Here is a 26,655-nt window from a genome sequence, read left to right on the forward strand (position 1 = left end):
CCGGGCTGGTATTTGGCCGCTTCAAAGGCCAAGCTTCACCCAACTTTGATTCACACCACGGAGCATTCGCCATGCGCTGGTCGTTTTTTGCCCTTGCGGGCCTGATGAGCTTGTCGGCCGCCGTGCCTCAGGCCTTCGCCGCAGAAGACTATGCGGTGCTGATCATTTCCCGGGAACGCCTGGAAGTGCCGACCAACTGCGAAATCGGCCTGTACCTGAATGACCAGCTCGCGGGTAGGCTGTTCCAGGAACAGGCTACGTCGTTCAACTTGCCGGCGGGCAATCTGTCGTTACGCCTGAAGCTGCTGCCCGGCCAATCCCCAGGTTGCCTGCCAGGGATGTTGGCGCCGCCAGCGCAGAACATCACGCTCAAGGCCGGTGATGTGCGCAAACTGCGCATTGCCCAGGGCCCGGATGGGATGTACCTCAAAGCCGCCAAACTGGAATACTGAAGGCGCTTGACCTTCCCCACAGGTCAAGGTTGATCCTAGGGGCAACTTCTCTTGGAGGACTGCCCCATGAATGGATCCACCACCTTTGACCTGCCCATCAGCGGCATGACCTGCGCCAGCTGTGCCGGCCGGGTCGAGCGTGCGCTGGGCAAGGTGCCGGGGGTGCAACGCGTCAGCGTCAACCTGGCCAATGAGCGCGCCCATATCGAAGTACTCGGCCAGATGAACCCCGGCGTGTTGATCGCCGCCGTCGACAAAGCCGGCTACACCGCCACCCTGCCCCAGAGCGAAACCGCCACCGACGCCAATCAAGCCCAGCGCCTGCACCGCGAGCGTTGGTCGCTGCTGCTGGCGATCCTGCTGGCTTTGCCATTGGTGCTGCCGATGCTGGTGGAACCGTTCGGCCTGCACTGGATGCTGCCCGCCTGGGCGCAGTTCGCCCTGGCCACCCCCGTGCAATTCATCTTTGGCGCACGCTTCTATATCGCCGCCTGGAAAGCCGTGCGTGCCGGTGCTGGCAATATGGACCTGCTGGTCGCCATCGGCACCAGCGCCGGTTATGGCTTGAGTATTTATGAATGGCTTACCGCGCACCCTGGCATGGCGCCGCACCTGTACTTCGAAGCCTCCGCGGTGGTGATCGCCTTGGTGCTGCTCGGTAAATACCTGGAGAGCCGTGCCAAGCGCCAGACGGCCAGCGCCATCCGCGCCCTGGAAGCCTTGCGTCCGGAGCGGGCGATCCGGGTGATTGAGGGCCGTGAAGAAGACGTCGCCATCAATGCCCTGAAACTCAATGATCGGGTGCTGGTAAAACCCGGCGAACGCTTCCCGGTGGACGGTGAGGTGGTCGAAGGCCAGAGCCATGCCGACGAAGCCCTGATCAGTGGCGAAAGCCTGCCCGTGCCAAAACAACCCGGCGATAAGGTTACCGGCGGCGCCATCAACGGCGAAGGCCGGCTGCTGGTGCGCACCCTGGCCCTCGGTGCTGAAAGCGTGTTGGCGCGGATCATCCGCCTGGTGGAAGACGCCCAGGCCGCCAAGGCACCGATCCAGAAACTGGTGGATAAAGTCAGCCAAGTGTTTGTCCCGGCCGTGCTGGTGCTGGCGTTGGTGACGTTGGTGGGCTGGTGGCTGTATGGCGCGTCCCTGGAGACCGCGATCATCAATGCTGTCGCCGTACTGGTGATCGCCTGCCCTTGCTCCCTGGGCCTGGCCACACCGACCGCGATCATGGCCGGCACCGGCGTCGCCGCGCGCCACGGCATTTTGATCAAGGATGCCGAAGCCCTGGAACGCGCTCATGAAGTAAGCGCGGTGGTCTTCGACAAGACCGGCACCCTCACCTCCGGCACGCCGAAGATTGCGCACCTGGCAGCCGTGGATGGCAACGAAGCCATGCTGCTGCAACAAGCCGGAGCGTTGCAACGTGGCAGTGAACACCCGTTGGCAAAGGCCGTGTTGGACGCCTGTGACGAACAAGGGCTGAAGGTGGCCGATGTAACGGCCAGCCAGTCCCTGACCGGGCGGGGCATCGCCGGCACGCTGGACGGCCTGCCACTGGCTCTGGGCAATCGTCGCTTGCTGGAAGAATGCGGCTTGAACGCGGGCCATCTGGCCGACTTCGCAAAGGCTTGGGAGGCAGAAGGCCGCACCCTGTCCTGGCTGATTGAGCAAGGCGCCCAACCCCGCGTGCTTGGGCTGTTCGCGTTTGGCGACACCCTCAAGCCCGGTGCGCTGGAGGCCGTGGAGCAACTCAAGGCCCAGCACATCAGCAGCCACCTGCTCACCGGCGATAATCGCGGCAGTGCCCGCGTGGTCGCCGAGGCGTTGGGCATCGACGACGTGCACGCCGAGGTGCTGCCCGCCGACAAAGCCGCCACCGTCGCCGAGCTGAAAAAAACCGGGGTTGTCGCAATGGTCGGCGACGGCATCAACGACGCCCCGGCCCTGGCCGCCGCCGATATCGGCATCGCCATGGGCGGCGGCACCGACGTGGCCATGCACGCCGCCGGCATCACCTTGATGCGCGGCGATCCGCGCCTGGTTCCCGCCGCTCTGGAGATCAGCCGCAAGACCTACGCAAAAATCCGCCAGAACCTGTTCTGGGCCTTTGTGTATAACCTGATCGGCATTCCCCTGGCGGCGTTCGGCCTGCTCAACCCGGTGCTGGCCGGTGCGGCGATGGCCTTGTCCAGCGTCAGCGTGGTGAGTAATGCGTTACTGTTGAAGACTTGGAAGCCCAAGGACTTGGAGGATCAGCGCCCATGAACATCGGCCAAGCCGCACGCCAGAGCGGGTTGAGTGCCAAGATGATTCGCTACTACGAATCCATCGGCCTGCTCAAAGCCGCGCATCGCACCGACAGTGGCTATCGCGTGTACGGCCAGGATGACTTGCACACCCTGGCGTTTATCAAACGCTCGAGGGATCTGGGGTTTTCATTGGAAGAGGTCGGCAAGCTGCTGACCCTGTGGCAGGACCGGCAGCGGGCCAGCGCCGACGTAAAAGCCTTGGCGCGCCAGCATATCGAGGAGCTGAACCAGAAAATTCTTGAGCTGGGACAGCTGCGCGACACCTTGCAGGACCTGGTAGAGCACTGCCAAGGCGATCATCGGCCGGATTGTCCGATTCTCAAGGAATTGGCGTCCGGTAGCTGTTGCTGACAACCCCTTGTAGGAGCCGGCTTGCCGGCGATGGCGGCCTGAACCCTTGCACTGGATTCAAGGCCTCATCGCCGGCAAGCCGGCTCCTACAGGGGTGGTGTTGTCAGCGGGTCATTGCATCCACGGCGGTGGCGGTGGCTCGTCCGGCACCTTGCTTGGTGGCGCATCATCCGCCGCGCGAATCGCCTGGCGACGCTCCTCGTCCAACCGCGCCGCTTCGATCTCGCGGATCACACCGCCGACATCCGCCAGCTCTTCCGGCTCGTCGAACTCGCCGGTCAATACACTGGCCGGGTGCAGGGTGCCGGCTTCATAAAGTGCCCACATTTCCTTGGCATACTTGGTCTTCTTCAACTCCGGGGCAAAGCGCCCGAAGTAGGAAGCCATGTTGCCCACGTCCCGCTCCAGCATGCTGAAGGCGTGGTTGTTGCCCGCCGCATCCACCGCCTGGGGCAGGTCGATGATGACCGGGCCAGTTGGCGTAAGCAGCACGTTGAACTCGGACAGGTCACCGTGCACCAGGCCGGTACACAGCATCAGCACGATCTGGGAAATCAGGAAAGCGTGGTATTCGCGCGCCTGGTCCGGTTCCAGCGTGACGTCGTTCAGACGCGGTGCCGCATCGCCGTACTCGTCGGCCACCAGTTCCATCAGCAGCACGCCTTCGAGGAAGTCGAACGGCTGGGGCACGCGAACGCCCGCACCGGCCAGGCGGAACAACGCCGCCACTTCGGCGTTCTGCCAAGCGTCTTCGGTTTCTTTCTTGCCGAACTTGGAGCCCTTGGCCATGGCCCGGGCCTGCCGGCTGTTACGGACCTTACGGCCCTCCTGGTATTCGGACGCTTGACGAAAACTTCGTTTGTTCGCCTCCTTGTAAACCTTGGCGCAACGCAATTCATTGCCGCAGCGCACCACATAAACAGCTGCTTCTTTACCACTCATGAGTGGGCGCAGCACTTCGTCGACCAGACCGTCTTCGATCAGGGGTTCAATGCGTTTAGGAGTCTTCATCAGCTTTTATTGTGGGTCCTTTATTACCAAATACGCGTATGGCACTCGTTATACGGCAATCAGCTCGCCGGTGGGAGGGGCTACCGACCGTTGATCACTTAAGAATGCAACCAATAGGCCAGTTTCAGCGCTCAATGATTGCCGTAACCCCCTGCCCACCTGCCGCACAGATGGATATCAGCCCGCGGCCTTTGCCCGCCGCATCCAGCAACTTGGCCAGATTGGCGACGATACGCCCACCCGTGGCGGCAAACGGGTGCCCGGCGGCCAGGGAGCTGCCTTTCACATTGAGCCGGCTGCGGTCGATAGCGCCCAAGGGTGCGTCGAGTCCCAGGTGTGTCTTGCAGTAGTCCGCGTCCTCCCAGGCCTTGAGCGTGCACAACACTTGGGCAGCGAAGGCTTCGTGGATCTCGTAGTAATCGAAGTCCTGCAGCGTCAGACCATTCCTCGCCAGCAAGCGCGGCACCGCGTACACCGGCGCCATCAGCAGGCCTTCGGCGCCGTTGACGAAATCCACCGCTGCCGCTTCGCCATCGCGCAAATACGCCAGGATCGGCAAGCCGCGCTCTTTAGCCCAGGCTTCACTCCCCAATAGCACCAGCGAGGCGCCATCGGTGAGCGGCGTGGAGTTGCCGGCGGTGAGCGTGCCCTTTTCGCTGCGTTCGAAGGCGGGCTTGAGGGTCGCGAGTTTTTCCAGGGTCAGGTCGGGCCGCAGGTTGTTGTCGCGGGTCAGGCCCAGAAACGGGGTGAGCAAATCGTTGTGCCAGCCTTCGGCGTAGGCGGCGGCCATTTTCTGATGGCTTTCCAGGGCGAGTTGGTCCTGCTCGGCGCGGGGGATCTGCCAGGTTTGCGCCATCAATTCGCAGTGCTGGCCCATGGACAAACCAGTGCGGGGTTCACCGTTGCGCGGTAGCTCTGGCTTGAGGTGATGGGGACGAAGTTGTAACAGGACTTTTAATTTATCCGCCACGGATTTGCTGCGGTTGGCTTGCAACAGGATCTTACGCAGGCCTTCATTGACGCCAATGGGCGCATCAGACGTCGTGTCCACCCCGCCAGCAATCCCGCATTCAATCTGACCCAGGGCGATCTTGTTGGCCACCAGCAACGCCGCTTCCAGACCGGTGCCGCACGCCTGCTGGATGTCATAGGCCGGGGTTTGCGGCGACAGGCGCGAGCCCAGCACGCATTCCCGGGTGAGGTTGAAGTCGCGCGAATGCTTGAGCACCGCGCCAGCGGCCACCTCGCCCATGCGTTGGCCATGCAGGTTGTAGCGTTCGATCAGGCCTTCCAGGGCAGCGGTCAGCATCGCCTGGTTACTCGCCGTGGCGTAAGGGCCATTGGAGCGAGCGAAAGGAATGCGGTTGCCGCCGATGATCGCCACACGGCGCAATTGAGTCATGGAAAGCTCCCTGAAGGTTGTGGGTGGAATCATTCAGCCTAGCCTAGGCTCAATCGAACGACTGCCGCCCCGGGGTGGTCAACCCTTTGAACCCCAGCCTTCGGAGAGCGTTCCATGTCTGACCGTTATATCGACTTCGCCAACTCAAGCCTCGGCCATCGCCTGGTCGCCGCCCTTGGCCTGCCGTCACCGGTACGCCTGGAACGCTGGCAAGCTGGGCGCCTGCGTCCGGTGGAAGGTGCGTTGTTGCTGGGCGGCGGCGCGCTGGCGAGCAACGTACAGGCGTTTGCCCACAAGCTCACCGACGCGATTTATACCTACGGCACCGAAACATCGACCTGGATCCCCGGCCACGGTCCCAAGCTCAAGGCCGTGGTGTTCGACGCCAGCGACTTGCAGCACACCGATCAACTCAAGCAACTGCGCGAATTCTTCCAGCCGCTGCTGAAAAACCTGGATAACAGCGCCCACCTGGTGATCCTCGGCCGCGCGCCGGAAAGCCTCAGCGACCCCTTCGCCGCCAGCGCCCAGCGCGCCTTGGAAGGCTTCAGCCGCTCGCTGGCCAAGGAACTGCGCAATGGCGGCGTGCTGCAATTGCTTTATGTGGGCGACGGTGCCGAAGACCAACTGGAAGGCGCGCTGCGCTTCTTCCTCTCACCCAAAAGCGCGTATATCTCGGGGCAAGTCATTCGCCTGGAAGCTTGCGCCACACCCGTCGAGGACTGGACGCGGCCCCTGGCCGGGCGCAAAGCGCTGGTCACTGGCGCAGCCCGAGGCATCGGTGCCTCCATCGCCGAGACCCTGGCCCGCGACGGCGCCGAGGTGATTTTGCTGGACGTGCCCCAGGCCAAGGCCGACCTCGAAGCCCTGGCCGCGCGCCTGGGGGCACGCACTGTCGCGCTGGATATCTGCGCTGCAGATGCCGCCAGCCAATTGATCGAACACCTGCCTGATGGCCTCGACATTCTGGTGCACAACGCCGGGATCACCCGTGACAAAACCCTGGCCAACATGACCCCGGAATACTGGGACGCGGTGCTGGCGGTCAACCTCAATGCGCCGCAAGTGTTGACCAAGGCGCTGCTCGACAGCGGCACCCTGCACGACAACGCCCGCGTGGTGTTGCTGGCGTCGATCAGCGGCATCGCCGGCAACCGTGGGCAGACCAACTACGCCGCCAGCAAGGCCGGCTTGATCGGCCTCGCACAAGCGTGGGCACCGCTGCTCAAGGAGCGCGGCATCAGTATCAACGCCGTGGCGCCCGGTTTTATCGAAACCCAGATGACCGCACACATTCCTTTTGCCTTGCGTGAAGCCGGACGGCGCATGAGTTCACTGGGCCAGGGCGGCCTGCCGCAGGATGTCGCCGAGGCGGTGGCGTGGCTTGGCCAATCAGGTTCCGGTGCGGTCAGCGGGCAAGCACTGCGGGTGTGCGGGCAAAGTCTCTTGGGAGCATAAGCATGCAATGGAAGACGCTAGGCACTACGCCATTCCTGCCGCCGTTGTATTGGCGCGCGGCGCTCAAACGCAAGATCACCGGTAACACGCTGCCCGAGCAGGGGTTGCGCTGCCGGGTAAGCATCGATCTCAAGCAGGTAGCGGCGTATCGCAAGGTCTGCGGTTTTGCCGACAGCCCGATCCTGCCGGCGACTTATCCGCATATCCTGGCGTTCGGGTTGCAGATGCAGTTGCTCACGGACAATCGTTTTCCCTTCCCGCTGCTGGGGTTGATTCACCTGAGTAACCGCATCCGCATTCATCGCCCGCTCGGGGGTGTGAGTGAATTGTCTGTCGGTGTACACACGCAAAACCTCAAACCCCATCCCAAGGGCGCGACCTTCGATCTGGTCACCACCGTCGAGGACTCACTCGGCCTGCTCTGGGAAGCCGAAAGCCGCATGCTGTGCAGGGGCGTAAAACTGGAAGGTGAACCCGATGATGACGCCCAGCCCTCCCCCACCCAGGTCAGCGAACTGACCCGCTGGAAAGCCCCCGCCGATATCGGCCGCCGTTATGCGCGGGTTTCCGGCGACTACAACCCGATCCACCTCAGCGCCCTCACCGCCAAGCTGTTCGGTTTTCCCCAGGCCATCGCCCACGGGCTGTGGAACAAGGCGCACACCCTTGCGGCCCTCGGCGAACACTTGCCCGCCGCCAATATCGAGATCAGCGTCGAGTTCAAAAAACCCGTGCGCCTGCCCGGTGAAGTGACGCTACTGGCCAGCGCCGCCGGTTCCAGCGGTGAGTTGTGGTTGAAAGGCGCGGGCGATATTGAACATATGGTAGGCAAGTGGCAGCCGATCGCCTGAAATAAACCGATTAATTGTATATATACACCCTAAGTAATAGCGGACTTTTTCACGTCCGCTTCTTTATTCAAGCCATTGATTCACAACACATATACATCTTGATACATCCTCGCCTTATACCCTTGGTATTAGTTACTTAAACGGTACACCCGCGCCGTATATAAATCGTTAATACCAAGTAGAGCATTGAGCGAACGCACCGCCGGGGCTGTTATAGCCACACGGACAAACATATCGCTATCCCTAGAAATAGTGAGTGTTTGAAGACAACCAAGGTTGTACAGGTGCAAGGAACTCAATCATGAAAACTCAAGTCGTGTTTTGGAAAGCAAGTACCGCGCTGGCCCTGGCCGTCGCACTGGCACTCGGCGGCTGCAGCAGCGGTGGTGGTGGGCATAAATCCAGCGTGGCATCGTCCTCACCGGATGCGGGTGCCGGAACTGGCGGTGGCACTGGTGGTGGTGATGGTGGAACCGGTGGTGGTACTGGCGGCGGTACCGGTGGTGGCACAGGTGGTGGCACAGGTGGCGGAACTGGCGGTGGCACAGGTGGCGGAACTGGCGGTGGCACAGGCGGTGGTACCGGTGGCGGCACAGGTTCGACAACCACGCCCCTGGTGACTGGCCAGATTGCCGGCACCCTGGGCGGTACTGTCGGTAACGTGGGCGCTGCGGTCGGCGACCTTGGCGACACCTTGAACACCATCCCCATCGTTGGCACTACCGCTGGCGGTCTCGTCACCGCTGCCGGCAACGCCGTCACCAGCATTGGTACTGGCGTCACTGCCGGACTGGGCTCTCTGGGCACCAACAGCAACTCCCTCGGCATTACCGTGGCGGGGGTCGGTAACGGCGTTGCCGACCTGGGCGACGGCCTTTCGACAACCGGCAAATCCCTGTCGACCACACTGGGCGGCATTCCGGTGGTGGGCGGCTTGACCGGCGGTGTCGGCGGTGCTGCGGGCGGCGTGGTCGATAAGGTCGGCCAGGCCGTCACCATGCTCGGCGATACCTTGAGCACTGCCAGCACCACCGGCCCGCTGGGTTCTCTCACTAACACGGTCGGCGGTAAAGTGTTGGTGCCTGTGGTCTCGCTGGTGGAAAACACCACGGGCAACCTCGGCAAGGCCACCGGCCTTGGCAACCCGGTCAATGGCCTGCTGGATAAAGTCGGCTCGACAGTGACCGGCCTGGGTGGCCAAGTCGCCAGCGCGGGCGGCAACCCGGTCACCAACATCGTGGGCGGTGCATTGACCGGCGTCGGTGGCGTGCTCGATAAATCCGGTGGCTATGTCGCCCCAGCGGGCGGCGGCTCGAAATCCGGCCTGCCGGAGTTGGTGGGAGGCCTGATCGCCAACGTCGGTAACGGCCTGAATGCCGGCAACACCAATGGCGCCGTCAGCGCAGCCGGTGTGACCGGTGGCGCACTGGGCGGCACTGTCGCCTCCCTCGGCACGATCATTGGCGGCAATGGCATCGCCAATACCGGCGCCACATCGCCCGTTGCCGGCTTGGCCACCAACGTCGGTGCGGCCCTTAACCCAGTGACCTCCGGTGTCGCCAGCCTGACGCAAAACATCGGAACCACCACGGGCATCGGCGCGCCGGTCAACGGCCTGGTGACTCAAGTCGGTGGCGCCGTCAGCGGTATCGGTGCCAACCTGACGGCGGCCAACGCCAACCCGATCACCAATGCCCTCGGCGGCACCGTCAGTGCGGTCGGCAACACCGTAGGCTCGGTCGGTGGGTTGGTCACAGGCGATACCGGCACCAGCGGCGGTCTGCTTGGCGGACTGAACGTAGGCGCCAACGCCTCGGCGGGTGGCAGCGCGAATGCAAATACCGCCGGCGGCCTGGGCGGTTTATTGAACGGCCTGACCGGCAAATAGAAATGCACCTGGCCGATTAGACGGCCTCCCCTACAGCGCCTACGCTTGGTTGAGACGAGAGACCCCAATAAGTCTCTCGTCTTTTTTATGGGGCCTGGAACATGCCCCACCCGAACCGAGTCCCAGAACCCGGCGGGCCCGAAACGCTGCTGCAGTTGACCATGGAGTGTCCTATGCGCGTGTTGACGCCGTTGTTATTGCTTACCCTCAGTGCCTACGCCCAGGCCGAGACCCTTCCCAGCTTCCTCAACAGCAACGACACCATCCGCAACTTGCCAGTGCCCAACCTTCCCGCAGACGCCTATCGACCGGTCACGCCGCAAACCCAAGTGCCCGAGGCGCCGCCCACTCAAGGCGAGCCGCTGCTGATGGACACCAAGGTCACGATTCGCAAGCTGCAGATCGAGGGCGGCACGATCTACCCGCTCGACGAGACCGCCAAGACCTACGAACCGTTGTTTGGTCATGAGACCAACCTGGCGCAACTGATCGAAGCCACCCGTAGCGTTACCCGTCGCTACCAGCAGGACGGCTACCTGTTGTCCTACGCATTCCTGCCCCCACAGAGCTTCGAAAATGGCCTGGTGCGCGTGGTTCTGGTGGAAGGCTATATCAAGGACTACCAGCAAAGTGGCGATATAGGCCCGGTCTCGGCTTACATCGACAAGCTCGCCAATAAACTCCAGGCCGAACGCCCACTGACCCGCAAGACCTTCGAGCGCTACACCACGCTCATGGGCCGTATCCCCGGTGTCACACTGCAAGCGCAAGTACCGCCGCCGAGCACCACCGACGGTGGCACGCACATGCAGATCACCGCCAGCCGCAAGCCCTTCACCAGCAGCATGAGCATGACCGATGACAGCCGCGGGGGTCTGCAGGCCTTGCTCACCGGCACCAGCAACTCCCAGACCTCAATGGGCGAGCAGCTCAACATCAGCGGGCTGTTCCCACCTGGCGAGGATAAAGAGCACTACTACCGCGTGGGCTACAGCCAGTTCATCAATGCAGAAGGCACCCAGTTGGCGCTCGCCGCCGAACGCTACCGCGCCGATCCCAAAACCAACCTGCAACTGGACGGTGGCTTCGAGCTCAAGCCGCACCAATCCATCGATCGCTATTCCATCGGCCTTAGCCACCCGCTGATTGCCTCACCGAATGAGTCGCTGACCCTCGGCACGCGCCTCTACGCAGTGGACCAGACCACAGGCTACAAACTGTTGGGCTTCCCCCAGCGTTTCGACGTTGAAACCGACCTGCGCGCCCTGGCCTTCGAGGGCGACTGGCGCAAGTCCGACACCCGCCAACTGCGTATCCTCAGCGCCGGCCTGTATCAGGGCATCAACGGCATGGGCGCCAGGACCCACAGTGACTTCGAAGGGCTCAAGCCCGACCTGGATTTCTTCCGCCTGCGCCTGTCCGGTGTACAAAGCGACAAGTTCTTCGATAACTGGCAAGGCGTCCTCTCGGGAGCGTTTTACTGGAGCAATGACACCCTGCCGGACAGCGAACGTGCCACGTTCGGTGGGCAGAACTTCGGTCGTGGCTACCCTGACGATCAGGGCTCCGGTGACAAGGGCTGGGGGCTGGCGTATGAGGTCAACTACAGCTACAACCGCGCCGGCGACTGGGTGAGGATTCTGCAGCCCTACATCGTGTTCGACCGCGCCAAGACCTGGTTCAACGATCTGCCGGTCAGAAGCAACGACCTGTCATCGGCTGCAGTCGGGCTGCGCTTCGGGGACAACAAGTACTACAACATCGCCCTGGAAGCGGCCAAGCCCATGTCGGATATCGCGCTGGACAGCTTCAATAGACGGCCACGGTATACGTTGAGCTTCAGTTATCAGCTCTGATCCTAGCCTGCAGGCGCTGCCGGGGCGCCTAAAGCCTGGTTTTCGGAAGGGGAAACAGATTGTTCAACGTATCGATCAACCGCACCAGATAGATCGGCTTGCGAAACAGGTCCAGTACCTGCAGGCGCAGCATATCGCTCACATCATCCATTTCGGCATGGCCGGACATCACAATCACCGGCAGGTGTGAGCGTGAGGTGTGTTCGCGCAGGCGCTTGATCAAGGAGATACCGCTTTCCTCGGGCATGCGCAGGTCGGTGATGACCAAGGCGATGTCGGGGTGAAGTGTCAATTCTTGCAGGGCGAAGGTGACGGAGGTGGCGGTAAAACAGACAAATCCCTCGTTTTCGAGGGATTCGGCGAGTTCGATCAAGGCGTCCTCTTCGTCGTCCACCAATAGAATTTGCTGGCGTGAAGACGCGCTCATGGCATTACCTTCAAGAAGGGATGATCATAACGGCTACCACAATTAAATCAGGTTCCGGTCGGCATATTACTGGTCATGTTGGTGAAAATGGTTTTTACCTTAGTTCCAAGCCCCGTCCCGGCACCCACAATAACGAGCGCTACCAACGCTACGACAATAGCGTATTCAATGCCTGAGGCTCCTTCTTTGCGACTGAAGAATAGTTGGGTTTGGACATAAAGCTTCAACACCAGGTCAAGGAACATAAGACTTCTCCCTAAAACGCCACTGGAAGCCGGAACGGCTCTAGTACCAGATAATCGCGGCGTGCCACTAGAGCATTGTCAACAAACCTCAGCCTCACAACTGTAATAACGGATTAATCATAAAGTATTAGTCGTAACGTTGACGCCACAAACCCGTACGCTAAAAGGCTGCATCTATAGTTCAGATAAATTTTTCCACGGGTAATGGCATTTCGTCCTAGCTGAGCTACCTTCAAATAGCCAAATCGTTAGATGTTCATCACAGCCAGGTTGCGGATTAACCCATTCGAATTAATCGGGTGTGCAGTGCAACGGGAAAGGGAGAGCCGTCATGAACAGTCGTATCAGCATGGTCCTGGCCGGCTTGTTGCTGATCGGGGCCTTGATCGCCGGGTACTGGGGGCTTGTGTTGAGCCGCGCACCGGAGCCTGTCGCCCCCCCCGCTGCACCTGTCGTTTCCGTTGATAACACCGTAGCTGCCGTGGAAGATCAGACCCGCCAACCGGTGGTGGTGCTGACACATGACGTGTCCGCGTTCGTACCACTGACCGCCGCCGACCTGACCCTGGAAAAACTGCGCACCGCGCCCGCCGGGAGCCTGACCCAGCTCGATCAAGCCATCGGTCGCATGCCCCAGCGCACGTTGGGTGCAGGCACCTGGCTCACCGAAGAAAGCTTCAGTGGCGGCGGCCCGCTCGCGCGCATGATTCGCCCGGACGAGCGCGCTATGGCCGTGGCCGTGGATGAGGTGAATGCCGCTGGAGGCCAATTGACGCCCGGCGATTATGTGGATGTGCTGCTATTCCTGCGCCAGGATGCCGGCAACGTCGAGCAGTCGGCGCAGATCGTCCTTCCGGCCATGCGCCTGCTCAGTGTCGGAGATCAGTTGGGCCTGGCCAACGATGGCAAACCCGCTGTTCCGCCCCCAGCCACGCCTGAAGAGCGCGCCCTAGCCGCCCAACGCCGAGCGAGCGCGCGCACAGTGGTACTCGCCGTGCCGGAACCCCTGTTAAGCCGCCTGATGCTCGCGACGCAAGCCGGCGTGTTGCGCCTGGCCGTACGCAGCGCCGAGGAACAACTGCTCAGCCGCTACTGGGCCGGCGAAAGCGACGCATCAGAAAGACTGGAAAGCGCCAACCGCAACCTTTACCAATTCACCCAACTGGCCCTGACCGGCCCGCCCAAACGCGTTGTACAAGCCAGCACCGCTGGGCCTGGCGTGCGCCGTGGCATAGAAGTGATTCGCGGTGCCCAAGCGGCACCACAAACTCCGTGATCGAGCAAGGATGCCTTGAATGAGCCATCGCTACGCACCCCTGTTCACGCAACTGACCTGGGCCCTGATGCTGTCGAGCCTGCCGGTCGGCTTGGCCTTGGCAGCGCCGGGTAACTGCAGTGCCCTGGGTCAGTTACCCGCCGTGGTCGAGGTGGGAGAAGGCCTGCAACAAGAGCTGCAATCGCCAGTGGCAATTACGCGCCTGGCCATCGGCGACCCGAAAATCGCCGATGTACGGGTCAATGGCGACCGTAATTTTTTGCTGACCGGCGTCTCGTCCGGCGCCACCAGCCTGTTGGTGTGGACCGCCTGCGCGAGTTCGCCGCGCCAGAGCATGGTGTTCGTCAAGGGCAAGGCCACGTCGGCACTGACCAGCCAGTCGCTGTCGCCGTCGGAAGACCCCATGCTGCCCAGCCAGGTGCAGACCGATATTCGCTTTGTCGAGGTCAGCCGTACCAAGCTCAAGGAAGCCAGCACCCGGCTGTTGGGCACAGGCGCTAACTTTTTCTTCGGCAGCCCCAACCTGTTATCCCCTTCGGAAGGTGTTTTCAAGCTGCCGGTAAACGCTGAAAGCTTCAACGTCGGCTTCGGTGGGGGGCGGGTCAAAGCGATGATCAACGCGCTGGAACGCAGTGGTTTCGCCTACACCCTGGCACGCCCCAGCCTGGTGGCCATGAGTGGCCAGAGTGCATCGTTCCTGGCTGGCGGCGAGGTGCCGATCCCGGTGCCCAGCGCGGGCAGCGACACGATTTCCATCGAATACAAGGAGTTTGGCATTCGCCTGACACTGACACCGACGGTGATTGACCGCAACCGCATCTCCCTCAAGGTTGCACCGGAAGTCAGCGAACTGGACTACAGCAACGCCGTGCAGATACAAGGCATCCAGGTGCCGGCCCTGACGGTGCGCCGTACCGACACCAGCGTGTCCCTGGCCGATGGTGAAAGCTTTGTGATCAGCGGCCTGATCAGCAGCAACAACCGCTCCACCATCAACAAGTTTCCAGGGCTGGGCGATATTCCGATCCTCGGGGCGTTTTTCCGCGACTCCAATATCAGCCGCGAAGAAAAAGAACTGCTGATGATCGTCACACCGCACTTGGTGCAGCCATTGGCGGCCAACGCGCAACTGCCCTCCTTGCCCGGCGAAAAACTACGCAGCTACGACCCGAACTGGTACCGGCTGTTCTTCCTGGAAAACGGCAACTTCGACCGTCGCAGCGGACTTTCACAATGAGCGATAGCCTGAGCCAGACCTTTCTCGCCATCACCCGCAACACCACTGACCTGGAGTGGCTGCAAGGCGCCCTGGCGCCGCTTGGCCAAGTCGTCAGCGCCGGCACCGGCAGCCTGGATGAACTGTTGGCACTGGTGGATGTGACCTTCGCCAACCTGGTGTTCGTCGGCCTGGACCGCGAAAACGTCGTGGCCCAGAGCGCATTGATCGAAGGGGCCCTGGAAGCCAAGCCGATGCTGGCCGTGGTCGCCCTGGGCGATGGCATGGACAACCAGCTTGTGCTCAATGCAATGCGCGCTGGGGCCCGCGATTTCGTGGCCTACGGCTCGCGCTCCAGTGAAGTGGCAGGCTTGGTGCGACGCCTGAGCAAGCGCCTGCCCACCGTCGCCAACCATGCACAACTGGGTGGACTGACCGTGCTGTTTGGCACCCAGAGCAATGCCGATGGGGCAATGCTGGCCACCCACCTGGCGCTGGTCGTGCAGAAAAGCGGGCAACAAACCCTGTTGCTCGACCTGGGCCTGCCGCGCAGCGACAGCCTGGCCTTGCTGGGCCTGGAAAGCACCTTCAATTTCGGTGATGCGTTGCGACATTTGCGCCGCCTCGATACCACCCTGATCAACAGCGCCTTCACCACCGCCCTGGATGGGCTGCGCATCCTGGCCTACGCCACCGGTGACGAACCGCTCAAACTCACCAGTGCCGCCGAGCTGTTCATGTTGCTGAGCGCGCTGCGCCAACATTTCCAGCACATCGTCGTGAACATTACCGGGCAACCCGACAGCGAAGCCCTGCGCACCTTCGTCAGCCACTGTGACAAGCTACTGTGGTGCACCGACCAGAGCGTTCTGGACTGTCGCCGCAACCTGGCGATACTCAATCGTTGGCGCGAAAAAGGCATGAAACTGGATCACGCCAAGCTGGTGGTCGACCGCTACATCAAAGCCTGCGCACCTGACACCGAAGCCCTGGAAAAAAGCTTCGGCCTTGAGTGCATCGCCGTACTGCCCCTGAGCGCCGAACTGCGCCTGAATGTGAAAAACCAAGGCAAGACCCTGTTTGCCCTGGCCCCCCGTGAATCTTTGACCCAAGCCGTGCGCACCTTGGGCGAGCGCCTGGCAAAACGCTCCGAGGGCCTGGCGAAGCCGTCGATGCGCTGGTTTGAACGCTTCCTGGGGTCGGGACGATGAACGGCGAAAAACTGTTTGGCGGCCCAGCCCGCACTGCCGGTGGCAACAGCGATCACGATGGCCTGAAGCTGGTGCTGCACCGCTACATCATCGACGCCATCGAGGAGTCGGGTAAAAACCTGCTCGAAGGCACGCGTCAGTCCCTGGCGCAATTTGTCATCGACAAGGTGTCCGAATACATCACGCGCATGCGCCTGGCGATCTCGCGTTATGAGATGGAGCGCCTGGCCGAAGAGATCGTCGACGAACTCACCGGTTTCGGCCCGCTGGAAGTGCTGCTGCGTGACCCCTCCGTGACGGAAATCCTGGTCAACGGGCCACACCGGGTGTTTATCGAACGCGATGGTTTGTTGCACCAGAGCGACCTGCGTTTCATCGACGACCACCATGTGGAGCGCGTGATGCAACGCATCCTTGCGCCGCTGGGTCGACGCCTGGATGAGTCCTCGCCGATGGTGGATGCGCGCCTGCCCGACGGCAGCCGGGTCAACGCGATCATCCCGCCGATTGCCCTGGACGGGCCGTGCCTGTCGATTCGGAAATTCCGCAAGGACATGCTCAAGAGCAGCGACCTGGTCGCCATGCAAACCATTGATCAAAGCATCTTCGAGTTCTTCCAGGAAGCCGTGGGCAAGCGCTGCAATATCCTGATCAGTGGCGGCACCGGCACTGGCAAGACCACGCTGCTGAACATTCTCAGCCAGTTGATCAACCCCCATGAACGGCTGGTGACCATCGAAGACGTCGCCGAACTGCAACTGGGCCACCCCCATGTGGTACGCCTGGAAACCCGCCCGCCCAACGCCGAAGGCCATGGCGAAGTGCGCTCCAGCGACCTGATCCGTAACGCCCTGCGGATGCGCCCGGACCGCATCATCCTCGGGGAGATCCGAGGCGTGGAAGTGCTCGACGTGATGACCGCCATGAACACCGGCCACGACGGTTCCATGAGCACCGTGCACGCCAACAATGCCCAGGATGCGTTGCTGCGCCTGGAAACCCTGGTGGGTCTGACCGGCCGTGTGGTCGCGGAAAAAACCCTGCGCCAGATGATCTGCGCCGCGCTGGACGTGATTATCCAACTGACACGCATGCCCGATGGACGCCGCTGTGTGAGCGAAGTGGTGGAAGTGGTCGGCGTGCGCGAAGACGTGTATGTCACCAACACCCTGTTCCGCCTGGACCGGCGCACCGGCTTTGGTTTCCTGCGCGAAGCCATCAACCCGGCCGGCGACAAGTTGCGCCGCGAATCGGCCTTGCAATCCTAGGGAGCGCCAGATGATCGGACCTGTGTTGCTCCTAATCTGCCTGCTGCTGATCGGCCTGTCGTTCTGGCAATTTCAGCACGGCCTGCGCAAGGCCCAGACGGACCGCGTACTGGAACGTCTCGGCGACGGTCAGCCCGAAGTACAGGAAACCAACACCAGTTGGACGGGCCTTGAGCGGATGTTTCAACGTGCCGGGCTGGGCAAACCCACGGACCGCCTTGGCCTATGGTTGAGCGGCTGGGTGATCGGCGCACTGCTGGGCTGGCTGTTCGCCGACGGGTTGGGCTTGATCGCGATGATCATCGGACCGCCGCTGTTTCTGCGGGTGTACATCAGTTGGTGTTATCAACGTCGCGTGCAACGCATGGTCGAGCAACTGCCGCAATTGCTCGACCACAGCGTGCGCAGTCTCAAATCCGGCAGAACCTTGGCCGACGCAGTACTGGGCGGTGTCGAGAGCACTGAGGATCCGCTCAAGGAAGCCATGGGCCGCGTTCAACGTAACGTGCGCATGGGCGTCAGCCTGCCAGACTCCGTCAGCGACTTTGCCGAGTTCTATGAACAGGACGAATTTCGCCTGTTCGCCCTGGGCCTGAAGGTCAACCACCGCTACGGCGGCAACGCCAGTGAGCTGCTGGAAAACCTGATCAAAATGATCCGCGAACGGGAACAGGGCGCCCGTCAACTCAAGGCCATGACGGGCGAAACACGCATGACCGCCTATGTGCTGGGCGGGCTGCCGATACTGATCGTGGGTTATTTCATCCTGGTCAACCCCGATTACCTGATGACCATGTGGAACGACGATACGGGGCGCATCATGCTGTTCAGCGCGCTGGCCATGGACATCAGCGGCACCTTGCTCATGTGGCGCATGCTGAGGAGTGTCTGAGATGGCGCTACTGGCCTGTGTCTTGTTGTTGCTCGCCGCCTTGGTATTGTTCGGGGGCCAACTGCTCGAAAATCGCCGACGTGGCCGCCGGGTGGCTGAGCGCCTGCAAGGACGTATGGGCGGCGATGCCAAGCTCGGCACGCTCATGCGTCAACTCGGCGCCAGCACCCTGGCCCAGCGTTCGGTCAGCCTGGACAACGAGACTCAGATACTGCTCAACCGTATCGGTTGGCGCAAGGCCAGCCAACGCTCGCTGTTTGCAGCCTTTCAGATCGGCTTGCCCATCGTGTTCCTGGGCCTGACCGTCATCGGCCAGCAGATTTTTTTCCCTGAAATGGACCCCGCCTGGATTGCGCCCCTGTTTGGCCTGGGTATCGGCTACCTGCTGCCCAAACGCGTGCTGGCCGCCGTCGCCAAACATCGTCAGCAAACCATCGCCAAGGAAATCTCGACCTTCATTCCGCTGCTACGCATCCTGTTCGAGTCGGGCATGGCAGTTGAACAGTCATTGCGCGTACTGGGCACCGAAGCGCAGCGCTTGCTCCCCCACCTTACGCAAGAGCTGCGCCTGATCCTGGCGCGGGTCGACTCCGGGCTGGAGCTGGGCGAAGAACTGGGCAAGACCGCACGCTTGCTGGAGGTGGATGAGTTCACCGACACCTGCATCATCCTTCAACAATTGATCCAGCAGGGCGGCGGCGCGATGAAGTCCTTGCTGGCCCTCAAGCAACTGCTCGACGACCGACGCTTGACCCGCCTGCAGGAATATATTTCGAAGATGTCGGCAAAAATGTCGGTCGTGATGATGGTGTTTCTGTTCCCCGCGTTGCTGATCGTGCTCGGCGGCCCGGCCTTTATCGGCATCGCCCGTGCGATGGCCAACTTTTGAGGAGACATGGATGAAAGTACTGATTGCCGGCTTGGCCCTGCTGATGCTCGGCGGGTGCGCCACCAATGGCCAATCACCCTGGGCAGCGTTGACCTCACCGGGCAGTTGCACCAAGCCAAGCTCGGAACAGGAACTGGCGCTCAACCTGTCCGATGATTTGGCCAATGAAGGCAAGCTGCACGCCAGCCTGGCCAACCTGCAGAGCCTGCCCGACGCCCTGCCCCAGGTGCGTCAGCGCAAGGCCCGCACTTACCGCCTGCTCGGGCGCAGCGAAGCCGAACCGTTGTACCGCAGCCTGCTCGGCACCTGCATGACCGCCGAAGGCGAGCACGGCCTGGGGCAATTGGCAGTCGCCAAGGGCGACAACGCCCTGGCCATGGCCCACCTGCAACGGGCGGCGCAGCTGGCGCCCACCGATGAAAAGATCCGCAACGACTTGGGCGTGGTCTACCTCAACCAATTGCGCGTGGAAGACGCCCGCTTTGAATTCATGACCGCCATCGAACTCAAGCAGGGCGACCCGTTGGCCGCCGTCAACCTGGTAACGCTGCTGATCTATCAGGACGACTGGGGGCAAGCGGCCAAAGTGGTCAGCCAGTTGGGCCTGAGCCGCGAGCAGTTCACTGATGCCCAGGCCCGCGCGGAAAAACTCAAGGGTGCCCGGACGGCCGCGCGCAAAGTCGCAACACGCGATGCCCTGCCGGTGAGCCTCAAGTAAGGAGTGATCGATGAAAGCACATTACCTGATCGGCCTGGCGCTGCTACCGCTGGGCGCCATGGCCATCGAACCGGGCCCATCCTCCCCGCAGCAGGCGGAAACGGAAAACTGGATGGCCTTGCAGATCAACGGGCGAGCCGCTTCGCCGACGCCACAAAGGGCCACGCCCGCGGAACGGGAGCACGCCTCGCAGCGTTGGCTGGAGACTTACAAACATACGATTCCGGAGTTCTTCGAAACGGGCACCAGCGGGGACTCTAAAGGCGGCAAGAGTCAGTGATGCCCTCATGTATCAATGGGCAGTCACCCGCTGGCGCATCGCCGAGTTGCTCGGCGACAAGGCCAGTGCCAGTTGGGTACGGTTATGCATATGGGTCAGGCGCAGTACTTGGGACACGTACAGCTTGACCGTGTTCTCGGTGATCCCCAATTCGCAGGCGATCTGGTAGTTGGTCTGGCCCTTGCCCACCAAGCGCGCAACGTCCAACTGGCGCGGTGACAGCTGGTTGAAGATGGTCGGAATTTCCACCGGCCCGGCTTCATCGGCGGCCAGGTCGGCCTCATCCGCCACGCCGGCGCCTGGGCTGCGGCGCACTTTGTCGAGGTCCTGGTACAAGTCATTGATGGATTCGGAAAGGTATTGCAGCTTCTGGTTCAGGTGCCCCAGTTGCAGCTCCTTGCGCCGCTCTTCCAGTGCCGCTTCCTGGCGTTGCAGGCCTTCGAGCAACTCGTCGAGGTTGATCGGCTTCTGGTAGTAGTCCGAAATCCCTGCACGCAGGGCCTTGATCACGTCCTGTTTATCGGCGCGCCCAGTGAGCATGATCGCCTCGAATGCCCGCGCCTTGCCCGCCACCTTTTGCATGGCCTTTACAAGCTCGATGCCGTCCATGTCCGGCATGTGCAGGTCGCACAACACCAGGCCGATCTCGGCGTCTTCGCTGAAGCGCTGCAAGGCGTGTCGGCTGGACTCACAAGGGACGCAGCGATAACCACTGCTTTCAAGAAATTCGCAGAGCTCTTCCACGATCAACGATTGATCGTCGACCACGAGCACCTTTACCGCCGAGGTAAGCTTGTTCACGCGTTACTCCATGCCTGGCCAGCCAAAAGATTGACCTATCCCTTTTGACGAAGAATCCTATACATCCACTCAATAAACGTAGACCTACTTTCCGACTATGTACATAGCGATAGAGGCCTTGTGCGACTAATGGATCCAAAACCAGTACAACACAAATCCTGTCAATACAAAGGGGGCAAAAGGCTGCTTTGTTGACACGCCCGGTGAAGGTACCTCTCGATACGCGCTAAACCTTTGATGGATAAGCACCCAGGCGCCCTGGAATACGGCGGCACCGATCAACGACCACAACAAGGCATCCAGATTGCTCGCCAGGGCCAGGGCGGCCAACAGCTTCACATCGCCTGCGCCAAAGCGGCCCAGAGCATAACCCGGCAAGGTCAGCAGCAATGCCACGGCAAAGGCCCACCCCCCGTCACTGGCGGGCGCCCCCAACCACGTCGTGCCGTTCCACACCAGATAGATCAACGCCAACAGCGCCGCCCCCAGGGTCAAGCTGTTGGCGATTTGCCGTTGACGCATGTCCTGCAACGCACACAGCCCCAACCAGAGCAGTATCACCATGCTATGGATCACGTAAAAAACATCCCTTTTCGCTGAATGATTCTATGCTGATATCAAGTAGTAGCCGTCAGGGTAGACGCAGTCATGAAAACAGGCCTGCCTGGAAAGCAAAAAGGTGCAGCCGCGATTGAGTTCGCCCTGGTCTTCGGGATCTTTTTTGCGGTGTTTTATGGGTTGATCAGCTATAGCCTGCCGCTGCTGATGTTGCAGTCGTTCAACCAGGCGGCGGCGGAGGGCGTGCGCCAGGCTATGTCGGTGGACCCGATAGCCGCGGGCTCCACTTATACTACCCAGGTGACCACACTCGCCAAAACAACGGCGAAAAACCAGTTGAAGTGGATCCCGGCCAGCTTCCAGTTTTCGGACGACTTGATCACCGCCAACTACACCGGTAACACGCTGACCGTCACGATCAAATACCCCACCAGCCGCCTCTATTCGGTATTCCCGGCATTGGTGTTGCCGGTCATCGGCACCGTGCCGAATCTGCCGGCCAACCTGTTCGCCAGTTCGAGTCTGCAGCTTTGACCTCGGGAGACAAGCTCTTCGGGCGCCTGCTCGGCCGCAGCAGCGCGCTCACACTCGACATGCCCGGCGCCCCCACGCCAGGGCTGCACCTGCAACTGGACGCTCATGGCCACGTGCTGGGCATCAACGGCACCCTGCGCTCACTGCTCGCCCCACATGAACCGCGCCCGTTGCTGCGCGAGCTGTTATGCGCCAGCAGCGCCTTGAGCATCGAAGGCAAACCCGCCGACTGGCAACGCCAGAGCCTGGATCTGGACTTTCAAGGCGCCGGCGGCCAGATCCTGCACACCCGTGGCTGGGTCGAACCCGAGGGCGACGGCTGGAGCTTGCGCCTGCAGGACGTCAGCGACTTGCTGGCCAGCAGGCAACTGGCCCAGCACCGCGAACAGAACCATCAACTCGCCTGTCAGATGAGCGAACAACTGCGGGTATGCAGCCTGACCCGCCTGCCCGAGGTGTTCAACGAGCACCTGCGCAGCCTGGCCCAGCGCTGGCGAATCCCCTGCGTGGCCATGGCCTTGCTCGATGAAGAAGACCAGGGTTGGCGGATCTACAGCCACTACGCCGCCCACGATGCGCCCGCCTTGTGGCAGACCGGCCAGTCCTTGGGCATCAGCCTGGACAGTGCCAATGGTAATACGCCGTTGAGCCTGGCCCAGGAGCGCAGTGACAACCCGCGCCTGCAGAGCATTTTCGGGAGTGCCGATGGATTTCTGGTGCCTTATCGTGACAGCCAGGGCGTCGCCGCTTGGTTGCTCTGCGGGTTCTACAGCGGCCAGCAACACACTAGCGAACGGGACTGGTTGAACCTCACCGCCGCCCTCGCCGCCCCGCTGCTGAGCCGCCTGCGCGAGCAACGCAACCACCAACAGCTTGACCGCATGGAAGCCCTGCAAGGCCTGCTAGGCACCGGCTGGTGGGAACTGCTGCCAGCCACTCAGGAGATCCAGTTGGCCCCGCAGTTGCTGCACAATCTCAGCCTGGAAGACGGCCCGACCCGCCAGCCGCTGGACCAGTGGCTTGAACTGATCCATCCCGCCGACCGCCAGGCGCTCAACAGCCGTCTGCACGATCTGCAGGCCCTGGGCAAGCCGCTGCTGACTAGCGTGCGCCTGCAGCGTACCGACGCCGAGCACAACCCGCTGTGGTATCGCGTCCAGGGCCAGGTGTTGGGCGTGGGTGACAACCGGCGCTGGATCGGCTTCATGCTCGACATCAGCGACATCAAGAACCAGCAACTGCAAGCCGCCGCCGCCCATGCGCGCCTGGACAACCTGATCGCCAGCTCACCGGCGGTGATCTACGTGCAACGTTATGTCAGCGGCGCCCTGCTCCCGGCGTTCTTCAGCGACAGCCTGCTGCCGCTGCTGGGTTGGACCCTGGCAGACTGCACCCCTGACAACCTGGCGTCACTGATCCACCCCGAAGACCGCGAGCTGTACTTCGAGCGCAGCCGCCAACTGCTGCGCGAAGGCAACGTACGCAGCCGCTACCGCCTGCGTGACAAACAGGGCCATTACCATTGGCTGCTGGACGAAGCCAAGCTGTTGCGCGACGACCTCGGCCTGCCGGTCGAAGCCGTCGGTTTATGGCTGGATGTCACCGAGGCGACCCTGGCGGCCGAGCAGATCAAACAGAGCGAAGAACGCTACCGCATCCTGGTCGAAGACTCTCCGGCGATGATCTGTCGCTATCGCCCTGACCTGACCCTGACCTTTGGCAATACACCGCTGGCCAACTATCTGGAATGCCTGCCGGTGCAATTGCCCGGGCTGAACCTGGGGCACTGGCTGTCGGACGAACAACGCCAGGCCTTTGTGCAACGCATCGAACAATTGACCCCGGAATTCCCGGTCAGCACCGCCGAGATCAGCCTGGAATTGCCCGGCCGCGAACATGCCTGGTGGGTGTGGTCGGACCGTGGCGTGTTCGACGAACAGGGCACACTGGTGGAGGTGCAAGCGGTGGGCCGCGACAACACCGAAGTGCGCCGCTCCCAGCAGCAACTGACCCAAAGTGCCAAGATGGCCACCCTTGGCGAAATGGCCACCGGCCTGGCCCATGAGATCAACCAGCCGCTGAACGTGATGCGCATGGCCATCGTCAATGTGCTCAAGCGCCTGAGCAACGGCGATGCGCAGATCGACTACCTCACCGAAAAGCTCCAGCGCATCGACACCCAGGTACAGCGCGCGGCGCGGGTGGTGGACCACATGCGCGTGTTCGGCCGCCGCTCGGAAATCGAACAACAGCCCTTCGACCCGTCACAGGCGGTGGAAGGCACCCTGTCGCTGCTCGGTGAAGGCCTGCGCGGCAAGGGCGTGGAGCTGCGCATCACACCTGCGGACTTCACAGTGCAGGTCAAAGGGCATGTCGACCAGCTTGAGCAAGTGCTGATCAACCTGATGGTCAACGCCCGTGATGCGTTGCTGAGCAAGCGGGAAAAGGATCCCGGGTTCCGCCCGTGGATCGCCCTGCACTGCGAGCATGACAGCCGGCATGTGCGCATCTGGGTTGAAGATAACGGTGGCGGCATTGACCCACGGTTGCTGGAGCGGATTTTCGAGCCGTTCTTCACCACCAAGCCCATCGGCGTGGGCACGGGGTTGGGCTTGTCGGTGAGCTACGGGATCGTGGAAAACATGGGCGGACGCCTGAGCGTCGCCAATGGCGAGCACGGCGCGAGGTTTTGTGTGGAATTGCCGGTGAGTTAGATCACCAGGTAGGCACGGCCCATGTGGCAACTGAGGTTGGCGCCGACCTCGGCGTTGCCCAAGCTGATGCCCAGCGCCGAGAGCAACGTGTTGACGATGGGGTCGAGTATCGGCGACAGCACGTTTTGGACAAGGCCCACCACCGAACTGATGATGGTCGCGAGCGCGTTGGTAACGGTGCCATTCGCCGGGTTGGGTGTACTGCCGCTGGGCGGTACGTAGGTGACCTGCAGACCGTTCAGGGTATTGCCCAGGCTAAACAGGATATCGGCGGTGCCGGGTGGTTTTTTGTAGATCGTTGCCGCGTTGATGTCATTCACCGGATTAAACACCAACGTATTGGTTTGCTCGGCTATGGTGGACAACGCTCTCAGATTCAGGCCGCCGCCGACACCGGGGGTGCGCGGACCACACACCAACGTCAGCAGGCAAAAGCGTTGGCCAAAGTCGATCAGCCTCACCGGCTGCACATTCACTGCCGCAGACGATGAAAATGCCGACACCGGATCAACATAACCCACACCCAGGGTGGCGAGTGAAGTGGTGGCCTGCACCGTCAACGACTTGGTGGCCGGCGTGGCGCAACTGAAGTCCGTCACGTGGCTCTCTGCACTGGCCGCCTCGATATAGATGGACAAGGTCTGGGTGATATCCACGTCAGCGACATTACACCCCACTAAGCACACGACACCGGCCACCACATCCAGAAGATTCAAGTTCAACAAACCACCGACCACCTTGGATACCGGCGTCGCAAGCCCGCTCAGAATCGATGAAACCCCCGACACCACCTTGATGATCGGCGCATCAATCGTGACCAAGGTGCGTACCTGGGCCGTCCGCACAAAAATCTGATCCGTTCGCGGGTTATTCAAAAGCCCCGCCTTGGCCTTTAGTGGATTGCCAATCGCCGACATTTGCGGTGGCTCGATGACTTTGGTCTGGATCGAGACGGTGCCTACCAGCGGAATATTCACTTGGGCTGCCGCACTGACCGCACTTTTGCTACTGGAGAGCTGCGCCACGGTCTCCAGTAACTGAAACAACTGCACACTGGTATTCAAAGCTGCCGCCGGCGTCCCGGTGGCGACTTTCAGCAAATCGCCAACCTTAAGAAGCTGTGTATTCGGAGCAATGGCTTTCACTGTAATCAAATCATTGATGACCGCCGAGGCGACCGCACCGTTTTTCTGCAGGATCGTCACGGCGGCGTCGAGCAACTGGCGGGCGGAGACCGCGGTGCTTAGCAGCGCGTCGTAGTCGCCCGCCTTGATTTTCAAATCAATCGCCAACTGATCCAGATAGCTGAGCAGGTTCAAGTTCGTCGTCAGCAAGCCATTCCAGCCTGCGGCCGTCAGGGACAGGCTGCCGCCCAATAGATTGCCGATCACCAGGTTCAGCAACGGGGAGTTGGCCGAATTCACGGAGGCCAGACTGCTGCGAATGGTCAGTTGCGCCACCGGTGGCGCAGCCGCAGCCACGGCGGTGGCACTCAATATCGTCTGGGCGGCAACCGGCGCGCCGCTGAACATATTCCAGATGCCGTTGGCGAGACTGGTCATGACACTGCGCGTTGCGACCACGCGTATGGCGTCGTTCTTGGTCGCATCAGCGACGAACACACGGATATTGCTGGCATTGGTGGGCAAGGTGCCACAGGTCACGGCCAGGCCCCGACTGTTGTCGCCAGCGACCACGGTGAAGCCGTTGCGCGCGGCGTTTTCCTTGGCGTAATCATTGGCCGTGTTAGTGGGCGTGCACAGGCCGCCACGACCAGCGGCTTCCAATGCCGCTGTGTCGGCGATGGACTGCAACCGGCGTTTTTCCAGGTACAGACGGCCGCTGTCCAACGCCAGCAGCATAAACACCATGGCCACCGCCAAGGTGCCTGCCGCCATCAAGCCAATCGCACCACGCTGCCGTGAACCAAGTCGGGGAGACATCAGGCACTCCTTAGCGCTTACTCTCCATTGTTGGGTTGGAGTGTAGACAAGGCTTCAGGTGCGCGCTGGCCAGTCGCCACATTGGCGACTGGCGGAAGGTAT

The 26,655-nt window shown here is 61.7% G+C and carries 25 protein-coding genes; 18 read left to right on the forward strand and 7 right to left on the reverse strand.

Annotated features, from left to right (window positions below; translation table 11 throughout):
- The first annotated feature begins 71 nt into the window (after nt 1–71).
- The 3 genes from HX868_RS00175 to cueR all read left to right on the forward strand — a co-directional run bounded on the left by HX868_RS00175 (nt 72) and on the right by cueR (nt 3,115).
- Nucleotides 72–452 carry a hypothetical protein gene (locus tag HX868_RS00175; RefSeq protein WP_038845813.1) on the forward strand — a complete coding sequence of 127 codons (381 nt, stop codon included), beginning with the start codon at nt 72–74 and terminating at the stop codon, nt 450–452.
- 66 nt (nt 453–518) lie between these two features.
- A complete protein-coding gene (locus HX868_RS00180; RefSeq protein ID WP_177001504.1) occupies nt 519–2,720 on the forward strand; it encodes a heavy metal translocating P-type ATPase in 2,202 nt (733 codons plus the stop codon).
- Nucleotides 2,717–3,115 (forward strand): Cu(I)-responsive transcriptional regulator, encoded by a 399-nt coding sequence (cueR, locus tag HX868_RS00185; protein WP_177001505.1) that lies wholly within the window; start codon nt 2,717–2,719, stop codon nt 3,113–3,115. Before HX868_RS00180 ends, cueR begins: the two co-directional genes overlap by 4 nt.
- Before the next feature lie 111 nt (nt 3,116–3,226).
- Here the strand turns inward: cueR and HX868_RS00190 are convergent, their stop codons facing one another.
- Together HX868_RS00190 and HX868_RS00195 are read right to left on the reverse strand one after the other, a co-directional pair.
- Nucleotides 3,227–4,126, reverse strand: a complete 900-nt coding sequence (locus tag HX868_RS00190) for a PA4780 family RIO1-like protein kinase (protein ID WP_016977033.1) — start codon at nt 4,124–4,126, stop codon at nt 3,227–3,229.
- A gap of 124 nt (nt 4,127–4,250) precedes the next feature.
- Nucleotides 4,251–5,528, reverse strand: a complete 1,278-nt coding sequence (locus HX868_RS00195) for an acetyl-CoA C-acetyltransferase (RefSeq protein ID WP_177001506.1) — start codon at nt 5,526–5,528, stop codon at nt 4,251–4,253.
- Nucleotides 5,529–5,642: 114 nt separating this feature from the next.
- Between HX868_RS00195 and HX868_RS00200 the strand changes: the two genes are divergently transcribed.
- The 5 genes from HX868_RS00200 to HX868_RS00215 all read left to right on the forward strand — a co-directional run bounded on the left by HX868_RS00200 (nt 5,643) and on the right by HX868_RS00215 (nt 11,581).
- Entirely contained in the window at nt 5,643–6,986 is a 1,344-nt protein-coding gene (locus HX868_RS00200) for a 3-oxoacyl-ACP reductase (protein WP_177001507.1), read from the forward strand.
- 2 nt (nt 6,987–6,988) lie between these two features.
- Entirely contained in the window at nt 6,989–7,837 is an 849-nt protein-coding gene (locus HX868_RS00205; protein WP_177001508.1) for a MaoC family dehydratase, read from the forward strand.
- Nucleotides 7,838–8,262: 425 nt separating this feature from the next.
- Entirely contained in the window at nt 8,263–8,457 is a 195-nt protein-coding gene (locus tag HX868_RS30610) for a hypothetical protein (protein WP_246355478.1), read from the forward strand.
- Nucleotides 8,454–9,725: a collagen-like triple helix repeat-containing protein gene (locus HX868_RS00210; RefSeq protein ID WP_343047856.1), complete on the forward strand. Its 1,272-nt coding sequence runs from the start codon at nt 8,454–8,456 to the stop codon at nt 9,723–9,725. Before HX868_RS30610 ends, HX868_RS00210 begins: the two co-directional genes overlap by 4 nt.
- Nucleotides 9,726–9,898: 173 nt before the next feature.
- Nucleotides 9,899–11,581, forward strand: coding sequence for a ShlB/FhaC/HecB family hemolysin secretion/activation protein (locus HX868_RS00215; protein ID WP_095014559.1), 1,683 nt, complete (start codon nt 9,899–9,901; stop codon nt 11,579–11,581).
- A gap of 28 nt (nt 11,582–11,609) precedes the next feature.
- Here HX868_RS00215 and HX868_RS00220 read toward each other — a convergent pair whose 3' ends face one another.
- Both HX868_RS00220 and HX868_RS00225 read right to left on the reverse strand, forming a co-directional pair.
- On the reverse strand, nt 11,610–12,008 hold the full coding sequence (locus tag HX868_RS00220) for a response regulator (protein ID WP_016977027.1): 399 nt from the start codon (nt 12,006–12,008) through the stop codon (nt 11,610–11,612).
- Between the two features lie 47 nt (nt 12,009–12,055).
- Nucleotides 12,056–12,253 (reverse strand): Flp family type IVb pilin, encoded by a 198-nt coding sequence (locus HX868_RS00225; RefSeq protein WP_095014558.1) that lies wholly within the window; start codon nt 12,251–12,253, stop codon nt 12,056–12,058.
- Nucleotides 12,254–12,584: 331 nt separating this feature from the next.
- Here HX868_RS00225 and cpaB point away from each other — a divergent pair, with 331 nt between their 5' ends.
- Genes cpaB through HX868_RS00265 form a run of 8 tightly spaced genes read left to right on the forward strand, consistent with a single transcriptional unit; the run spans nt 12,585 to nt 20,003 of the window.
- Complete coding sequence (gene cpaB / locus HX868_RS00230; protein WP_177001510.1) at nt 12,585–13,529, forward strand: Flp pilus assembly protein CpaB; 945 nt, start codon at nt 12,585–12,587, stop codon at nt 13,527–13,529.
- 19 nt (nt 13,530–13,548) lie between these two features.
- Nucleotides 13,549–14,766, forward strand: coding sequence for a type II and III secretion system protein family protein (locus HX868_RS00235; protein ID WP_095014556.1), 1,218 nt, complete (start codon nt 13,549–13,551; stop codon nt 14,764–14,766).
- Nucleotides 14,763–15,956 carry a CpaE/TadZ family protein gene (locus HX868_RS00240; RefSeq protein WP_095014555.1) on the forward strand — a complete coding sequence of 398 codons (1,194 nt, stop codon included), beginning with the start codon at nt 14,763–14,765 and terminating at the stop codon, nt 15,954–15,956. The genes HX868_RS00235 and HX868_RS00240 overlap by 4 nt, the downstream gene beginning before the upstream one ends.
- Nucleotides 15,953–17,224 (forward strand): TadA family conjugal transfer-associated ATPase, encoded by a 1,272-nt coding sequence (locus tag HX868_RS00245; protein ID WP_033897322.1) that lies wholly within the window; start codon nt 15,953–15,955, stop codon nt 17,222–17,224. The genes HX868_RS00240 and HX868_RS00245 overlap by 4 nt, the downstream gene beginning before the upstream one ends.
- Nucleotides 17,225–17,234: 10 nt before the next feature.
- Nucleotides 17,235–18,116, forward strand: coding sequence for a type II secretion system F family protein (locus HX868_RS00250; protein ID WP_095014554.1), 882 nt, complete (start codon nt 17,235–17,237; stop codon nt 18,114–18,116).
- 1 nt (nt 18,117) lies between these two features.
- Nucleotides 18,118–19,005 carry a type II secretion system F family protein gene (locus HX868_RS00255; RefSeq protein WP_177001511.1) on the forward strand — a complete coding sequence of 296 codons (888 nt, stop codon included), beginning with the start codon at nt 18,118–18,120 and terminating at the stop codon, nt 19,003–19,005.
- A 10-nt stretch (nt 19,006–19,015) separates the two neighbouring features.
- Nucleotides 19,016–19,723, forward strand: coding sequence for a tetratricopeptide repeat protein (locus HX868_RS00260; protein ID WP_095014552.1), 708 nt, complete (start codon nt 19,016–19,018; stop codon nt 19,721–19,723).
- 10 nt (nt 19,724–19,733) lie between these two features.
- Nucleotides 19,734–20,003 (forward strand): DUF3613 domain-containing protein, encoded by a 270-nt coding sequence (locus HX868_RS00265; RefSeq protein WP_177001512.1) that lies wholly within the window; start codon nt 19,734–19,736, stop codon nt 20,001–20,003.
- 12 nt (nt 20,004–20,015) lie between these two features.
- Here the strand turns inward: HX868_RS00265 and HX868_RS31065 are convergent, their stop codons facing one another.
- Both HX868_RS31065 and HX868_RS00275 read right to left on the reverse strand, forming a co-directional pair.
- On the reverse strand, nt 20,016–20,804 hold the full coding sequence (locus HX868_RS31065; RefSeq protein ID WP_095014550.1) for a response regulator transcription factor: 789 nt from the start codon (nt 20,802–20,804) through the stop codon (nt 20,016–20,018).
- Nucleotides 20,805–20,930: 126 nt separating this feature from the next.
- Entirely contained in the window at nt 20,931–21,380 is a 450-nt protein-coding gene (locus HX868_RS00275; protein ID WP_177001513.1) for a prepilin peptidase, read from the reverse strand.
- A gap of 72 nt (nt 21,381–21,452) precedes the next feature.
- Between HX868_RS00275 and HX868_RS00280 the strand changes: the two genes are divergently transcribed.
- Together HX868_RS00280 and HX868_RS00285 are read left to right on the forward strand one after the other, a co-directional pair.
- Complete coding sequence (locus HX868_RS00280; RefSeq protein WP_177001514.1) at nt 21,453–21,896, forward strand: TadE/TadG family type IV pilus assembly protein; 444 nt, start codon at nt 21,453–21,455, stop codon at nt 21,894–21,896.
- Nucleotides 21,893–24,610: an ATP-binding protein gene (locus HX868_RS00285; protein ID WP_177001515.1), complete on the forward strand. Its 2,718-nt coding sequence runs from the start codon at nt 21,893–21,895 to the stop codon at nt 24,608–24,610. Before HX868_RS00280 ends, HX868_RS00285 begins: the two co-directional genes overlap by 4 nt.
- On the opposite strand, the gene HX868_RS00290 is transcribed toward HX868_RS00285, so the two are convergent.
- On the reverse strand, nt 24,607–26,553 hold the full coding sequence (locus tag HX868_RS00290) for a pilus assembly protein TadG-related protein (RefSeq protein WP_177001516.1): 1,947 nt from the start codon (nt 26,551–26,553) through the stop codon (nt 24,607–24,609). The genes HX868_RS00285 and HX868_RS00290 overlap by 4 nt on opposite strands.
- Between the last annotated feature and the right edge of the window lie 102 nt (nt 26,554–26,655).

Origin of the sequence: Pseudomonas reactans, from assembly GCF_013385825.1 — a bacterium.
Taxonomy (GTDB): domain Bacteria; phylum Pseudomonadota; class Gammaproteobacteria; order Pseudomonadales; family Pseudomonadaceae; genus Aquipseudomonas; species Aquipseudomonas reactans.

Bases quoted from the DNA above. Each gene is read 5' to 3' on its own strand.
- HX868_RS00190 (WP_016977033.1), bottom strand. From the start codon at position 4,126: ATGAAGACTCCTAAACGCATTGAACCCCTGATCGAAGACGGTCTGGTC.
- HX868_RS00205 (WP_177001508.1), top strand. From the start codon at position 6,989: ATGCAATGGAAGACGCTAGGCACTACGCCATTCCTGCCGCCGTTGTAT.
- HX868_RS00195 (WP_177001506.1), bottom strand. From the start codon at position 5,528: ATGACTCAATTGCGCCGTGTGGCGATCATCGGCGGCAACCGCATTCCT.
- HX868_RS00180 (WP_177001504.1), top strand. From the start codon at position 519: ATGAATGGATCCACCACCTTTGACCTGCCCATCAGCGGCATGACCTGC.
- HX868_RS00280 (WP_177001514.1), top strand. From the start codon at position 21,453: ATGAAAACAGGCCTGCCTGGAAAGCAAAAAGGTGCAGCCGCGATTGAG.
- HX868_RS00255 (WP_177001511.1), top strand. From the start codon at position 18,118: ATGGCGCTACTGGCCTGTGTCTTGTTGTTGCTCGCCGCCTTGGTATTG.
- HX868_RS00260 (WP_095014552.1), top strand. From the start codon at position 19,016: ATGAAAGTACTGATTGCCGGCTTGGCCCTGCTGATGCTCGGCGGGTGC.
- cpaB (WP_177001510.1), top strand. From the start codon at position 12,585: ATGAACAGTCGTATCAGCATGGTCCTGGCCGGCTTGTTGCTGATCGGG.
- HX868_RS00235 (WP_095014556.1), top strand. From the start codon at position 13,549: ATGAGCCATCGCTACGCACCCCTGTTCACGCAACTGACCTGGGCCCTG.
- HX868_RS00220 (WP_016977027.1), bottom strand. From the start codon at position 12,008: ATGAGCGCGTCTTCACGCCAGCAAATTCTATTGGTGGACGACGAAGAG.
- HX868_RS00215 (WP_095014559.1), top strand. From the start codon at position 9,899: ATGCGCGTGTTGACGCCGTTGTTATTGCTTACCCTCAGTGCCTACGCC.
- HX868_RS00290 (WP_177001516.1), bottom strand. From the start codon at position 26,553: ATGTCTCCCCGACTTGGTTCACGGCAGCGTGGTGCGATTGGCTTGATG.
- HX868_RS00200 (WP_177001507.1), top strand. From the start codon at position 5,643: ATGTCTGACCGTTATATCGACTTCGCCAACTCAAGCCTCGGCCATCGC.
- HX868_RS00225 (WP_095014558.1), bottom strand. From the start codon at position 12,253: ATGTTCCTTGACCTGGTGTTGAAGCTTTATGTCCAAACCCAACTATTC.
- HX868_RS00265 (WP_177001512.1), top strand. From the start codon at position 19,734: ATGAAAGCACATTACCTGATCGGCCTGGCGCTGCTACCGCTGGGCGCC.
- HX868_RS30610 (WP_246355478.1), top strand. From the start codon at position 8,263: ATGCGGGTGCCGGAACTGGCGGTGGCACTGGTGGTGGTGATGGTGGAA.
- HX868_RS00245 (WP_033897322.1), top strand. From the start codon at position 15,953: ATGAACGGCGAAAAACTGTTTGGCGGCCCAGCCCGCACTGCCGGTGGC.
- HX868_RS00240 (WP_095014555.1), top strand. From the start codon at position 14,763: ATGAGCGATAGCCTGAGCCAGACCTTTCTCGCCATCACCCGCAACACC.
- cueR (WP_177001505.1), top strand. From the start codon at position 2,717: ATGAACATCGGCCAAGCCGCACGCCAGAGCGGGTTGAGTGCCAAGATG.
- HX868_RS00250 (WP_095014554.1), top strand. From the start codon at position 17,235: ATGATCGGACCTGTGTTGCTCCTAATCTGCCTGCTGCTGATCGGCCTG.
- HX868_RS00175 (WP_038845813.1), top strand. From the start codon at position 72: ATGCGCTGGTCGTTTTTTGCCCTTGCGGGCCTGATGAGCTTGTCGGCC.